The organism is Spiroplasma endosymbiont of Glossina fuscipes fuscipes (assembly GCF_049669535.1).
Classification (GTDB): domain Bacteria; phylum Bacillota_I; class Bacilli_A; order Mycoplasmatales; family Mycoplasmataceae; genus Spiroplasma.
The window spans coordinates 157,940-172,334 of sequence record NZ_CP187162.1 but is presented as its reverse complement, the minus strand read 5'-3'; the positions used below and the strand labels follow the sequence as shown (position 1 = coordinate 172,334).

General features: G+C 30.6%; 19 protein-coding genes. All 19 read right to left on the bottom strand.

Features of this window, described 5'->3' with window-relative positions; all coding sequences use genetic code 4:
• Positions 1–3: 3 nt before the first annotated feature.
• Positions 4–2,121 carry a ribonuclease R gene (gene rnr, locus ACOBWH_RS01040; protein WP_424526693.1) on the bottom strand — a complete coding sequence of 706 codons (2,118 nt, stop codon included), beginning with the start codon at positions 2,119–2,121 and terminating at the stop codon, positions 4–6.
• A 76-nt stretch (positions 2,122–2,197) separates the two neighbouring features.
• Positions 2,198–2,494 carry a preprotein translocase subunit SecG gene (gene secG, locus ACOBWH_RS01035; protein ID WP_070406349.1) on the bottom strand — a complete coding sequence of 99 codons (297 nt, stop codon included), beginning with the start codon at positions 2,492–2,494 and terminating at the stop codon, positions 2,198–2,200.
• An 84-nt stretch (positions 2,495–2,578) separates the two neighbouring features.
• A complete protein-coding gene (locus ACOBWH_RS01030) occupies positions 2,579–3,430 on the bottom strand; it encodes an HAD-IIB family hydrolase (protein ID WP_424526692.1) in 852 nt (283 codons plus the stop codon).
• A gap of 14 nt (positions 3,431–3,444) precedes the next feature.
• A complete protein-coding gene (locus tag ACOBWH_RS01025) occupies positions 3,445–4,275 on the bottom strand; it encodes a Cof-type HAD-IIB family hydrolase (protein WP_424526691.1) in 831 nt (276 codons plus the stop codon).
• 99 nt (positions 4,276–4,374) lie between these two features.
• Positions 4,375–4,638, bottom strand: coding sequence for a FoF1 ATP synthase subunit delta/epsilon (locus ACOBWH_RS01020; protein WP_070406346.1), 264 nt, complete (start codon positions 4,636–4,638; stop codon positions 4,375–4,377).
• A 1-nt stretch (position 4,639) separates the two neighbouring features.
• Positions 4,640–6,037, bottom strand: a complete 1,398-nt coding sequence (gene atpD / locus ACOBWH_RS01015) for a F0F1 ATP synthase subunit beta (RefSeq protein ID WP_424526690.1) — start codon at positions 6,035–6,037, stop codon at positions 4,640–4,642.
• Between the two features lie 15 nt (positions 6,038–6,052).
• Complete coding sequence (gene atpG / locus ACOBWH_RS01010; protein ID WP_424526689.1) at positions 6,053–6,910, bottom strand: ATP synthase F1 subunit gamma; 858 nt, start codon at positions 6,908–6,910, stop codon at positions 6,053–6,055.
• Positions 6,911–6,925: 15 nt separating this feature from the next.
• A complete protein-coding gene (atpA, locus tag ACOBWH_RS01005) occupies positions 6,926–8,497 on the bottom strand; it encodes a F0F1 ATP synthase subunit alpha (RefSeq protein ID WP_424526688.1) in 1,572 nt (523 codons plus the stop codon).
• 17 nt (positions 8,498–8,514) lie between these two features.
• On the bottom strand, positions 8,515–9,060 hold the full coding sequence (locus ACOBWH_RS01000) for a F0F1 ATP synthase subunit delta (RefSeq protein WP_424526687.1): 546 nt from the start codon (positions 9,058–9,060) through the stop codon (positions 8,515–8,517).
• A gap of 6 nt (positions 9,061–9,066) precedes the next feature.
• On the bottom strand, positions 9,067–9,594 hold the full coding sequence (atpF, locus tag ACOBWH_RS00995; protein ID WP_424526686.1) for a F0F1 ATP synthase subunit B: 528 nt from the start codon (positions 9,592–9,594) through the stop codon (positions 9,067–9,069).
• Positions 9,595–9,643: 49 nt separating this feature from the next.
• The gene (atpE, locus tag ACOBWH_RS00990) at positions 9,644–9,931 is read right to left on the bottom strand and encodes an ATP synthase F0 subunit C (RefSeq protein WP_040094327.1); all 288 of its coding nucleotides are present in this window, start codon (positions 9,929–9,931) and stop codon (positions 9,644–9,646) included.
• 51 nt (positions 9,932–9,982) lie between these two features.
• Entirely contained in the window at positions 9,983–10,801 is an 819-nt protein-coding gene (locus ACOBWH_RS00985; RefSeq protein WP_424527363.1) for a F0F1 ATP synthase subunit A, read from the bottom strand.
• Positions 10,791–11,171, bottom strand: a complete 381-nt coding sequence (locus ACOBWH_RS00980) for an MG406 family protein (RefSeq protein WP_424527361.1) — start codon at positions 11,169–11,171, stop codon at positions 10,791–10,793. Before ACOBWH_RS00980 ends, ACOBWH_RS00985 begins: the two co-directional genes overlap by 11 nt.
• Positions 11,172–11,220: 49 nt before the next feature.
• Entirely contained in the window at positions 11,221–11,844 is a 624-nt protein-coding gene (gene upp, locus ACOBWH_RS00975; RefSeq protein ID WP_070406339.1) for a uracil phosphoribosyltransferase, read from the bottom strand.
• A 107-nt stretch (positions 11,845–11,951) separates the two neighbouring features.
• The gene (locus ACOBWH_RS00970; protein WP_424527359.1) at positions 11,952–12,740 is read right to left on the bottom strand and encodes a MupG family TIM beta-alpha barrel fold protein; all 789 of its coding nucleotides are present in this window, start codon (positions 12,738–12,740) and stop codon (positions 11,952–11,954) included.
• Positions 12,741–12,784: 44 nt separating this feature from the next.
• On the bottom strand, positions 12,785–13,069 hold the full coding sequence (locus ACOBWH_RS00965) for a MupG family TIM beta-alpha barrel fold protein (RefSeq protein ID WP_424526685.1): 285 nt from the start codon (positions 13,067–13,069) through the stop codon (positions 12,785–12,787).
• A gap of 5 nt (positions 13,070–13,074) precedes the next feature.
• On the bottom strand, positions 13,075–13,407 hold the full coding sequence (locus ACOBWH_RS00960; protein ID WP_424526684.1) for a PTS lactose/cellobiose transporter subunit IIA: 333 nt from the start codon (positions 13,405–13,407) through the stop codon (positions 13,075–13,077).
• 19 nt (positions 13,408–13,426) lie between these two features.
• Positions 13,427–14,218 carry an ROK family protein gene (locus ACOBWH_RS00955; RefSeq protein WP_424526683.1) on the bottom strand — a complete coding sequence of 264 codons (792 nt, stop codon included), beginning with the start codon at positions 14,216–14,218 and terminating at the stop codon, positions 13,427–13,429.
• Entirely contained in the window at positions 14,202–14,336 is a 135-nt protein-coding gene (locus ACOBWH_RS00950) for a hypothetical protein (protein ID WP_424526682.1), read from the bottom strand. Before ACOBWH_RS00950 ends, ACOBWH_RS00955 begins: the two co-directional genes overlap by 17 nt.
• Positions 14,337–14,395 lie beyond the last annotated feature (59 nt).

Genomic DNA, 14,395 nt, shown 5'->3' with positions numbered 1-14,395 from the left:
TGCTTAGTTAACTAATTCAAAATCAATTTGTCGTAATTTCTTACTTGCTTTCTTAACTCTTACTCGTACTTTTTGTCCTAAAAAATATTCTTTTCGTTTTCGTTCTCCAATTAATTTTAAACTTTTTTCATCAAAAAGATAATAGTCATCATTCAAATCCGTAATGTGGACTAATCCTTCAATCGTATTTGGTAACTCAACAAAAATCCCAAATGCCGTTACACCAGCCACAATCCCATCATATTGATAACCAATTTTATCCTCCATATATTCAGCTTCTTTCATTTTATTAACTTCTCGCTCACATTCCGTTGCTCGTAACTCTGCTAATGATGACTGTTGACTAGCGTGGCCAACCAACATACGTGTTTGTTCTAAATCAGTAACTTTAACTTTTACTTGAAACAAATATTCTTTTAATAACCGGTGCACAATTAAATCAGGATAACGACGAATTGGTGAAGTAAAATGTGTATAACACCAAGAGGCTAATCCAAAGTGGCCATCATTAATTGGACTATACTTTGCTTTTTCCATACTGCGTAAAACTAATGCTGAAATAACTTTGAAGTTTTCTTTGTCTTTTAATTTATTCAGAATTTGTTGTAAATCTTTTGAATGAATATTTTCCATCTTGCCTTTAATATTTAGTCCTAAATAAGATAACTGGGTATATAAATCAAATAATTTTTTTGGTTTTGGTTTATTATGCACACGATAAACAAATGGTAAGTCCATTCAGTAAATAGTTTCAGCAACTGATTCATTTGCACGAATCATAAAACTTTCAATTAACTTTTCAGCATCAGCGCGCTCGCGGGCAATAATATCTTTAATTTTGCCATTTTTATCAACAATAAATTTTGGTTCATCTAAATCAAAATCAACAACACCATCTTGTTGTTTTTTTCTTACTAAAATTTGGTACAACTTATGCGCCAAAGAAAGCATTTTTGTTAACTCAAGGGGAATTTGATTTTTTTCATTTTGAAAAAACTTATTGACTTCTTCATAAGTTAACCGTGCTTTTGAAATAATAACCGCCTCATAAATGTTTGAAGTAACAACATGTCCTTCTCCATCAATTTCTATTTCACAAGTTAATGTTAACCGTGGTTCAAAAGGATTTAATGAACAAATTCCGTTACTTAATTTTTCTGGTAACATTGGCACAACCCGATCAATTAAGTAAACAGAACAACCCCGGTCAAATGCCTCTTTATCAAGTGCACTGTTCAATGGAACATAGTGGGCAACATCAGCAATTGCAACTGATAGTAAATAATTTCCTTTTGCATTTTGCTTAACTAAAATCGCATCATCAAAGTCTTTTGAATCATTACCATCAATTGTAACAAACATTTCATTTTGCAAATCACGGCGTGATTTATTTTTTAATGCTTCTGTCACATCAAGGTCTTGTTTAATTTGGTTAGCCTCACGTAAGACTTGTTCATTAAATTTAGTAGGAATATTAAATTCATGTAAAATTACTAAAACATCAACACCAACTTGATTAGCATTTCCAATAATTTCATTAATCTTAACTTGCATTAAATTTGTCTTACTATTAATATTAACAATACTACCTTTGATAATTGTATTTTCAATTGCTTCTTTGAAATTAATAATTTCAGCTCGATACTGTGTTAATTTATTATTTAAAATTTCTAGATACTTCTGATTATTACGATTTTTTTTAACAATTCCGACAACATATTCATTATTTCGTTTAACAACTTTAATAACCTGTGCCTCAATTTTTTTGGCATTATTATTATGTTTATGTTTTTTTAAAATAAATAAAACAGTATCTTGGTCTAATGCATTATTCAAATCATCTTGCTTAATAAAATATTCTTCTTGGCCATCGGCAACCTTAACAAAACCAAATCCTTTTTTATTAACGCTAACAATTCCTTGCAAATAGACTTTTGGATCTAAATAATAAAAGCAATTGTGATTTGTAACCGCAATAATATTATCGTTTTCTAGTTCAACTAAGGTTTTTAACATCATTTTGTTATCATCAACATTATTAATTGCCAATAGTTGTGCCAATTCAATTGTATCAAGTGGTTTTGCTTGTTTTCTTAAGATTGCAATGATTTGGTCATGCATACAACTTCCCCCTAAATGAAAAAAGAGACATTTTTAAATCTCTTTAAAATTAATGCCATTATTAGTAATCTACTTTTTAAAATAATACTTTGGTCAATAAACTTATTAATAATGTAATAATTAATAATGTTGATCCAAAGCTTAACATAAAAATTGATAATGTGCGGTCTAATCCTCTTTCTTTACTATTAGCAAATAATTCATCATTACCACCATTTAAAGCACTTAAGCCAGTTTGGGCTTTTTTATTTTGTAGCAAACCAATAATAATCATAATAATTGAAACAATTAATGCAACAATTTCAAAAGCATAAATAATTGTATTAGCTGTTTGTGAATCAATTGCTAAAAGCATTACATTTGATAGGCTCATTAAAACCGTCCTTTCTAACTTAATTTATGTCCTTATTAATCATACTATAATATTAAAAAAATTATAGCATTTTAACGGTAATTTTTAATTATTTTGTTCAATTTTATTTAAATAATGATAAATTCCACCAGTATTATTACTACCAGTAACATCAAAAGCTAACTTTAACACTTCCAGCGGTGCATGTTTCATTGCAATAGCATATGGTAAAAGTTTAAAAGCAAAACAATCATTATAGTTATCGCCAAAGTACAAAACATTTTCAATTTTAATATTTGTCTCTTGGGTTTGATTTAAAATATCAACTAAATGTAAAATTGCTTGGCCTTTGTTTGACTGAGAATGAACAATATCACAACCATAATCAGATAATCGTTCAACATTGATATTTTGAATTTGTCTTAACACCTGAAATATTTCTGCAAAAACTGTTGTTGAAGTATGCTTAGCAACAATTTTATTTGCGCGTTTAATTTTATCAAGTTGAAATGGTCTTGCTATTTTCATTCCATCTAAAAAAGCACCTGGTTCAGATTTTATTTTTAAAAGCATTTCCCCAGCACAATATAAAGTGTCATCATTTTCATATGAAATGCTAAACTCACACTGATATTTTAATAAAATTGTGACAACAGTTTGAACATCATTAATAGACATTAAATTACTATAAGCAATTTTGCTGTTTTTTGCATCATAAACTAATGAACCATTTGCCCCAATTACATACTGTGAGTAATCCTTAATTTTTAATGCGGTTGTATAATCATCAAAACCCAATGGCATTCGTCCTGATGCAATTGAAACATAAACCCCTTGTTCTTGCAAAACAATTAACTTATTTTGGACCATAACTGGCAACTCTTGTTGATCTGTAATCAATGTTCCATCAACATCAGTGACAATTAACTTAATTTTATGATTATTAATTTTTAACATTTGGACCTCATTTTCTATTTTAAGATAGTGTGATAAAGATAATCAGCAATCCCAGCATCATTATTATCTTTCCTTGTAACAGCTGTTGCAATTTCTTTTAGTTGTGGCGTTGCATTAGCTAATGCAATACCATATTTTGCATTTTTAATCATTTCATAATCATTCATTTGATCGCCAAAACACATTATTTCATCTCAATCAATATGAATATTTGCATTATCTTTCAACGCTGCAATTAATCGTAAAATTCCTTGCCATTTATTAACGTTCTTAGGAATAATTTCAATAAAACCATAACCTGTAACCTCGGTACGTAAGGTAGGACTAACTACAATTTGTTGTCGTAACCAATTTTGTTTTTCCTCATCATGACAAGAAATAACAACTTTTCGCATTTGTGGAATGTTATTTCAATCAAGTAGTTCTGGTTTGATATCACTATTTCGAAATAAAAAAGTATCCTCTTCAATAACATTTTTTCGCGAAACAAAAGCTTTTTGTTCATCAAGAGGAGCTAAGTAAAAATCATAACCAAATGTTTTTACAATTGCCATTGCTCATAACGTATCTTCATATGAAATTACTTCATCATAAACATACTCTTTAGTTTTCAAATTTAAAACAGCACCACCATTACTACCAACAACATACTGACAATTATCAACAATTCCTAACGCCATAGCATAATCATATAAACTACTTGGTACTCGTCCTGATGCAATTGTTACTAAAATCCCAGCAGCTTGGGCCTTTTTTAATGCTTCAATATTAGCTAATGGAATCATTTTTTCTTTATCCGTTACCAATGTTCCATCAATATCACAAACAATCATTTTTACTGGCATAGGAATTCCCACTTTCTATTACCTATTACTTATTATCTTATCGTGTTTTTACTATAATTAACATAAAAAATCTCAAAAAGAGATTTTATTTTTTCTTATTTAATTAATAATTTCAACTTCATCAGTTAGAATCTTAACAAATTCTTGTTCAACTTGTAAAATTCCTCCACCAATGCTTAATTTATGTTCTTGATTATTAATTTTATATGACATTTCCGATGGGATAAGCGTTGAAACAAGAGGAATATGACCATACAAAATTCCCATATAACCAGTAATTGTTCTTACTGTTACAATATCAACTGGATTATCAACAATTACCCCTTGTGGAGTAATAATTTTTAAAGCAATTTGATTAGCCATCTTAACTATGTTTTAAAGCTTCTGCTGCTTTAATAACCTCATCAATTGTTCCAACATATAAAAACGCTTGCTCTGGTAACTCATCATATTTTCCCGCTAATATTTCTTTAAAAGCACGAATTGTTTCAACAACAGGAACATACTTTCCTTGTTTTCCTGAAAATTTCTCAGCAACAAAAAACGGTTGTGATAAGAAGTTTCGAATTTTTCGTGCTCGCGCAACAGCCAACTTATCTTCATCTGATAGTTCATCCATTCCTAAAATAGCAATAATTGATTGCAATTCTTTAAATTTTTGTAAATTCTCTTGGACACCCCGCGCAACTTCATAGTGTTCTTCACCAACTACCAATGGATCTAATAGCCGCGATGAACTTCCTAATGGATCAACCGCTGGATAAATTCCTAACGCCGCAATTTCACGATCTAAAACAACTTTAGCATCTAAGTGAGCAAACGTTGTTGCAGGTGCTGGATCGGTTAAATCATCCGCTGGAACATAAACAGCTTGGACCGAAGTAATACTTCCTTTTTTGGTTGAAGTAATTCGTTCTTGTAATGCTCCCATTTCAGTTGCTAATGTTGGTTGGTAACCAACCGCCGAAGGCATACGACCTAGTAAAGCTGAAACTTCAGAACCAGCTTGTGTAAAACGAAAAATATTATCAATAAATAATAGAACATCTTGGTTTTTATCATCACGGAAATATTCCGCAATTGTTAACCCTGTTAAAGCAACCCGCATACGAGCACCTGGTGTTTCATTCATTTGGCCAAACACTAATGCTGTTTTATCAATAACATCAGCTTCAATCATTTCATAATACAAATCATTACCTTCACGAGTTCGTTCACCAACACCAGCAAATACAGAAATTCCGCCGTGTGCTTTGGCAACATTATTAATTAACTCTTGCACTAAAACAGTTTTCCCAACTCCGGCTCCACCAAACAACCCAATTTTTCCCCCTTTTGCAAAAGGGACTAATAAATCAACAACTTTAATTCCTGTTTCTAAAATCTCAGCAGTTGTTTGTTGTTCTTCATAAGACGGTGCTTCACGATGAATTGGTCGCATTAGTTTTGTTTTTGGTTGTAGTTTTTCATCAATTGCCTCACCAAGCACGTTAAACATTCTTCCTAATACTTCTTCACCAACAGGAACCGTAATCGGAGCTTTTGTATCAATAACTTCCATTCCCCGTACCATTCCTTCCGTTGGTCCTAACGCAATTGTCCGCACAGTATCATCACCAATATGTTGAACAACTTCTAACACCAATTTAGTTCCATTATTATCGACCATAATCGCATTATACAATTCGGGTAAATATTCTTCGGCAAACCGCGCATCAACAACAGGTCCTAATACCTGTACTACTTTTCCATTTTTCTCCATTTTTCTAATAACCTCTTAATTTTCTTGTGCGCCTGCTCCGGCAACAATTTCAGTAATTTCTTGAGTAATTGCTGCTTGACGCTTACGATTATATAATAATGATAACTTTTCTAACATTGCGTTAGCATTATCAGTTGCATTTTCCATTGCTACTCTTCGTGATGCTTGTTCAGAAACTTGCGACTCAACAATTGTTGAAAATAAAATTGTGTTTAAATACATTGGTACTGCATTTTCTAAAATTGTTGCTGGATCTGGTTCAAATTCAGTAATAACATGGAGATGTTTAGTTTCTTCTGTACTACTTGCTTTAACAATTGGCAACAATTGTAAAATGGTTGGTTCAAAAGTAACATTGTTAATAAATTTTGTATAAGCAATTTTAATTTCATCATAAGTATTACTATTGAAACCAGATAGAATTTCTTGCGCAAATTCACGAGCATCATCATAAGAAAAATTAATATCAATATCTTTTCTTGTATGCATAATTTTAAAATTTTTATGAAGATAAAATGATTCTGCTTTTGAACCAATTGCAATAATACAATCATTTGATCGCAATTCTTTTAAAACTAATTTATTAATATTAATATTATAACCACCACACAAACCAAGATTTGAATTAACAACAATTCAACAAGTTTTAATACTAGCTTTAGTTGGGTCTTTTTTTTGATAAATTGAATCATCCGCTTTACTAATAATATCGTTAAAAACTGTATAAACTTCAACAAAATATGGTTTTGCATTTGAAATTCGTTTTCCAATTTTTTTTAATTTTGCGGTAGCTACTAACTTCATCGCTTGTATTATTTTTGAAGTTAAATTAATTGAAGTAATTTGTTTTTTTAAACCTGTTCCGACTGCCATTTTGAATAACCTTTTTTATCGTCCCAGTGTATTTCATTCTTCAATTCGCCCAAATCGTTCTGGATTATAATCAACAATTTTGTTAGTAACTTTTTTCACAACACTAATAATTTCATGATCAACATTTACCACTAAAGTTTCACTATAAGCTTTTTCTTTCGCTAATTCAGCATAACATTCTTTTGCTTTTGTATTAAAATGTTCAATAATTTCTTCTTTAAATTCCTGAATTTTATTAACTGGAATTCAACGAATTCTTTTTTTATTAACTGCTAATAAAATAATTGCTTGGTCAATTTGTGAAAGGGGGGCGTATTGTTTTTGTTTTAAAATTTCAATTACCCGTTTTCCATGTTCTAACGCTTCCTTGGTTGTATCATCTAAATCCGAACCAAATTGTGCAAAAGCTTGTAATTCACGATATTGTGCTAATTCTAATTTTAAAGAACCCGCTACTTGTTTCATTGCTTTGATTTGTGCAGCTGACCCTACCCGTGACACTGATAATCCAGCATCAACAGCAGGACGAATTCCAGCATTAAATTGATCATTATTTAAAAATATTTGACCATCTGTAATTGAAATAACATTTGTTGGAATATAAGCAGAAATGTCACCCGCTTGCGTTTCTACAATTGGCAGGGCTGTAATACTTCCACCCCCATATTCTTTTGTTACTCGTGCTGCTCGTTCTAATAAACGGCTATGTAAATAGAAAACATCCCCCGGATACGCTTCACGACCTGGTGGGCGGTGCAATAACAAGGCCATTGTTCGATAAGCAACCGCATGTTTGGAAAGATCATCATAAATAATAATAACATTATCTCCCGATTCCATTCATTCTTCTCCAATTGTCACACCAGTATAAGGTGCTAAATATTGTAATGGCGCTAATTCACTTGCTGTTGCTGAAACGACAGTTGTATATTCCATTGCTCCTGCCGCACGTAATTTTTCAACAATTTGAGCAACAGTTGACGCTTTTTGCCCAATTGCAACATAAATACATTTTACATGTTTCCCTTTTTGATTTAAAATTGTATCAATTCCAATTGCTGTTTTTCCTGTCTGACGATCACCAATAATTAATTCCCGTTGTCCTTTTCCAATTGGAATCATAGCATCAATTGTCATAATTCCTGTTTCCATTGGTTGGTCAACTGATTTTCTGGTCATAACTCCTGGGGCAATTCTTTCAACTGGTCTTGTTTTTGTTGCTTTCAATGGTCCTTTCCCATCAATTGGTTGACCTAAAGCATTAACAACACGTCCTAATAGGACATCACCAACAGGAGTTTCAACAATTTTTCCTGAACGACGAACTTGGTCACCTTCACGGACAGTTGTGTCATCCCCCATTAAAACAGCACCAACGGCTCCTTCTTCTAAGTTTAAAACCATTCCATAAATTTCATTTGGAAAAATTAATAACTCACTCATCATCGCATTATCAAGGCCATCAATTAAAGCAATTCCATCTCCAACTGTTACAACAGTTCCTTCTTCATGAATTTCAATTTTCTTTCCATATTCCTTAATCTGTTTTTTAATTATTTCAGAAATTTCATTTATATTTAAAGCCACTTCTTCCACCCCATCTTCTATTTATTATGTATTGCTTTTTGACGCATTGTTTCTAATTGTCCAGCAATTGATCCATCAATAATTTCATGTTTAATTTTAACGCGAACACCACCAAGTAATGATGGATCAATTTTGTTAACTAACTCAATATGGTATCCAAATTTTTTACTTAATTTATTTTCAATTGTTTCAATTTGTTTTTTTGTTAATGGCTGTGTTGAAAAAATATTCCCATATTGAACATCATAACTAATATTAATAATTTTTCGTAAACGCTTAAAAATTCTTCGTACATAGCAAAAGGCTTCTCGATCAATTAATAAAAAAAGCGCATTTAGAATTAATGGATCGATCGCTTTCTGAAATGGTTTTGCTAAAATTTTTTTGCGTTCTTCTTTAAGAAGATCAGCATTCATCATTAATTTAATATAATCTGGACTCCGTTTAAATAATTCCACAATCATATTACTTACTTCTAAATAATGATCAAGTCTTTTTGTTTCAACAGCTAAATCCATTAAAGCCGCGGCATAATTATCAACAAATTTCTCACTAACTAACATAATATTCTAATCTAAATCCTTAATGAAATCTTCAACTAATTTCTCATTTTTTTCTTTTGTGATTTCTTTTTCTAATAATTGTTCCGCTGCATTAAACGCAATATTAATGATCGATTTTCGAATATCATCTTTATATTGTTCTTTTTCTTTTTGTATTTCTTTATGAGCTTGTTCATTTAAACGAACTACTTCCACTTTTGCTGTTTCTAATACTTGATGTCGCTTTGATTCTGCTTCAGTACGAGCGTCAGCAAGAATACCATTAGCTTCTACTTTTGCTGTTGTTAATAATTTTGAAGCTTCCTTTTGGTCCATTGTTGCTTTTGCTTGCTTATCAGCAGCATCTTGAATTAATTCACGAATTTTATTACGACGAGCACGCATTGCCTTACGGAATGGGTTGTATACTCATTTTGATAATAAAATTAGTAAAATAACTGTTGCAATAACATGGGCAATAAAAATTCATAAATTCGGAAATAGTTGATTAATAATTTCTGCTGGTTCAATTGGTTTTGACATTAATCATAACATAAGACATCCAAACCTTTCTGTTTTAAAATTCTTTTAATATTATCAATTCTTAACCAGTAACAAATGCTAAAATAATTGCAATAACTAATGCATAAATTGACCCTGATTCTGTAATAGCAGCAGCAATAATATATTGGGTACGAACTTTCCCCTCAACTTCTGGATTACGAGCAATCGCTTCAACTGCTTTCCCCCCAGTGTATCCTTGTCCAATTCCTGAACCACAACATCCAATCGCAGCTAACCCTGCTCCTAATAATGACATTCCTTTGGTAAAACCATCATTAATTCCTGCCATTAATCATACGCCAATCATATTTGACATTAAATCTAACATATTGTAATTCTCCTCTTCTTTAAAAATATATAATTTTATTTTAATACTTTTTTATCCATTTAAGTGGACATTTTGAACATTTTTTCTTTTTTTATGTTTTTTTAATTTAATTGTTTTTTCTTTATCTGATTCTTCAACCGTGCGCATTTCCATTGCTCAATACGCAATTGTTAAAATAGAAAAAATATACGCCTGAATTAAACCATCAAAAACATCAAAATAAATGCTTAAGAATGGTAAAAATACTCCCGCTAATAAATCAACTGGCCCAATATAAGGAATTTGCCCTCAAATAAAGCCCATCAAAGCAGTAAACAAAGCAATAATAACTGTTCCTCCCAAAATGTTTCCAAACAAACGAAACGAAATTGAAATTAACGGCACAAATTGCGTTAATAATTCTAATGGATTAACAAATTTTTTAAAATACATCATTTTTTGATATTTAATCCCAAAATAATATATCCCAATAAAAGTAACTAATCCCATTGATAATGGTACTGTATAAGCGGTTGCAAGTGAATCAAATCCAACAACACTCATTAAATTACCAATGCCAATATACAATAATAAGTACATAACATAAACTGTTAAGAATTTATATTTTGGTCCCATTAAATCCACAACTTGTTTTTCAACTCATTTAATTGCAATTTCAGTAAAAAGGACTAAGCCTGTTGGAACATCAGTTGGACCAATTTTTTTTAACCGTTTATAATAACCAATTGATAAAAGCATAATAATAAAAGTAGTTAATACTATCGTTATTAGTTGTGGTAATAAAATTGTATAACTTCATGCTTCCATTCCAGTTTTATTTGGATCAGGAACCAAATTCATTGCAAAAAGTTGATAAAAATTAGCTTTCATCACCATTTATCCCTTCCTTTCTGTGCTTATGACTTGGAAATTTAATATTAACAAATAATGACGACAATGGGCAAAGACTAATCCCCACAATTACCGTATATATACTAAAAAAACTAGTATTCTTAGCATAAATGACTATTGGTATAGCATAAATAACTAAGCGAACTAGGTACAATAAGATAAAAAAGTACTTATTTAAACTTATACTTAACAATCATCCCGCAAAGCAAATGATTAAGAAACCTATAAGAGAAAACAAATACCCTAAGACTAATCCCGAGTATAAAGTTCAGTTTTGTTTTAATGTCAAATATATAATCGCCAATATCGCAAATATTCCCAAAAACATAATTAAACTTATTATTGACATTTTATATTCTACACCTTTAAAATATTTTTTTCAATGTAATTTATTTTTTTTATTTAGTTCCAAAAATACGGTCTCCTGCGTCACCCAGACCGGGAATAATATAACCATGTTCATCTAATCGTTCATCTAAAGCAGCAACATAAATATCAATATCAGGATGGTGTTGTTCAATATATCCTTTACCTTCTGGTGCAGCAACTAAGCATACTAATTTAATATTTGTTGCACCTCATTCTTTTACTTTTTGAATCGCAAGATTAGCACTACCTCCCGTTGCTAACATTGGATCTAAAACTAAAACATTTGCTTTCATAATATTTTCTGGTTTTTTAGCAAAATATTCATGGGGTTCTAGTGTTTTTTCATCACGATACATTCCAATGTGACCAATTTTAGCATTTGGAACTAAATTAATGATTCCATCAACCATTCCTAATCCAGCTCTTAAAATTGGAAACAAAACAATATCATTCGCAATTTTATATCCCTTTGTTTTTGCTACTGGTGTATCAATTTCAAATTCTTTTAATTCAATCTCACGAAATATTTCATAAGCCATTAATTGTGCAATTTCATCTAAATTTTCCTTAAACACCTTTGAGTTACTTTCTTTCTTCCGCATCCTTGTTAATTTATCTAAAATTAGGGGATGTTTTATTACCGTAAATGACATTAATTATTTTTCCTCCTTAATTTATTAGATTTTAACATAAATTAAGAAAAGATACCAAGATTTAATAAACAATTAACAACAAAAAATAAAAAAACCTTAACAAGTCATTAAGATTTTTTTACTAAATTAAAACTAAACTCACGATTGGGCATTAAACAGTCAACAATATTTCATTCACTTTTGTCCAACTGTCCAACTCAATTTCGAATTCCATCATTTACCATTTGTTTGCTAATAATTTGTAATTCTCCGCGATAATTCTGTGCCTTATTATTTAAAATGACAATATCACCTTTCTCAAAATATTTTCCCTCAAAATGACGAGGAGGAATATCATGATCATGATATTTTAATCGAGAAAAAGTACTCCTAATCATATATTCTGCCAAATCCGGACGAACAAAATGGACACTTTGATCACTTAAAATTGTTTTTTCTGCTGAAGTAATTTCAATCGATGATTTTAAATTTAATGTTATTTTATTTAAATTAATACTATTTAATATCATCAATTCTTCATCATTTAGAAATTGGGTTGAAACAATAATATCATCAACACCCAGGGCAACAAAATGACGAATTTGAAAATCTAATGATAAATCCCGGTGCATTTCAATACTTGGTAATTTATCATTATGTTGTCAAGGACCTTGGGCATCAGAACGTTGTAAAGCAACAAAGGCCTGTGATAAAATCCCTGCTGCTTTCAAGGTTCTTGTTTTTTCAACAAAGTATGACAATGAACTAGCAGTATAACGTTGCGGATAAAAATTTCAACATGCTACTAAATTACTCTTCTTTGCTTGTAATGAAAGTAAATACGGGATTTCTTGGGCTGGATTTGAACTATTTAAAATAATTTTAATATCCGCACAATTATGTGTTAATTTTGCAATTCCTTCGGCACTAACTCCGACATCAAATCGAATTCCTTTTAATTCTAATTCTGTTGTAAAAAATGCATAATTTCTTCGCGATTATTTTTATCCAATTTAAATTCATCATAAACCATATTATCAACATCCCCATAAACTTCCATACCTAACTTGTTAGCTATTTTCGTTAAGGTGATAAAACGCTGAAATAACTCTTTGTCACCTTTTTTAATATTAATTAAAGTAGTAAAAATAACTTTAATCTGTGCTTTTGCACACTTTGTTAAATACCCTTCTAACTCATAGTTTGCTTCAATCAAATGTGGATATAAACTAATACCAAGACGCATAATAATTAATCTAAAACCTTTTTTGCTTGTAATTTATCATATAAATCGATAAATTCTTTTGCAAGTTCAATAACCATCTGCGCTGTCATCATTTGATCTTCGGCATGAATAAATAAAGCCGGAACTTGGTGTTTAACACCTTGGGCTTCTTGTTGAATAATACTCATATGTTGTTTTTCGGCCTCAATAATGTTTTGTTCTGCTTCAGTAATTAAATTATTTGCATTTTCAATGCTTCCTTCTTTTGCTGTTTTAATCGCAATTAAAGCATTTGACTTTGCCATTCCAGCAAAAGTAATAATACCAAATGATACTTCCTCAAAATTTACTTGTTCCATAATAATTTTCTCCTTTTCTTTATTTTACCTCATTCATCTTTGAAAGAGCATAATATCCTGTTCCATACATTCCTGCTTTATCTTGTAAATTAGAAATTTCAATTTTAAAAGTTTTTAACATAAAATCACCAATTCGCGCTTTAACTAAATTTTCAAGAATTTGTTTTAATTTTACACCCAAATTAGTAACCCCTCCTGCTAAAATAATCACCTCGGGGTTTAAAATATAAAGCATTGTAACAATGTGGTATGCCAACGGAATTAATCCTTCCGTAATGGTTACAATTGTAATTTCATCATTTTTATCAAACAACGGTTTAATATCAACTAATCTTAAATCACGTTGTAATTCATTTTTTAAAGTAGCTAACAAACTTTCTGACTTTTCATCAGCCACTTGATTAATTAATCTTGTTAGTCCTGTTGCAGATGAAACTGGTTCAATGCAATGCGGTAATCCACAAGTACAAGGAAAGCGGTCTTGGAAATAACCGCCATGACCAAATTCACCAGCATAGCCATTTGCACCAGTTCATAGTTTACCATCTAAAACAATTCCACCACCAATACCAGTTCCTAAAGTATATAATAATAATGATTCTTTTTTATCATAAATTCGATCTCAATATTCAGCTAATGCGGCCGCATTAGCATCATTAATAATATGAACTGGTTTTTGAAAAATCTTTTCTGCTTCGTCTTTAATATTAAAATAATGCCAATTTAAATTACCTGCTAAAACAACAATTCCCTTTTTTCATCTAAAAAACCAGGAATAGCAAAACCAATTTGTCCTATTGTTGTCAATCAATTTGATATTTAATTAATTGTTCATCAATTTCTGTTTTTAAATTTTGCAAAATTGCTCCTTTTTTTGTTGCAACTTTAAATTCACAAAAAATTGCTTTTTTGCTGAAAAGACCGCACATTTCGAACTAGTCCCCCCCCTAAATCAATTGCCAAAACATTCATAATAATTTCTTCCCTT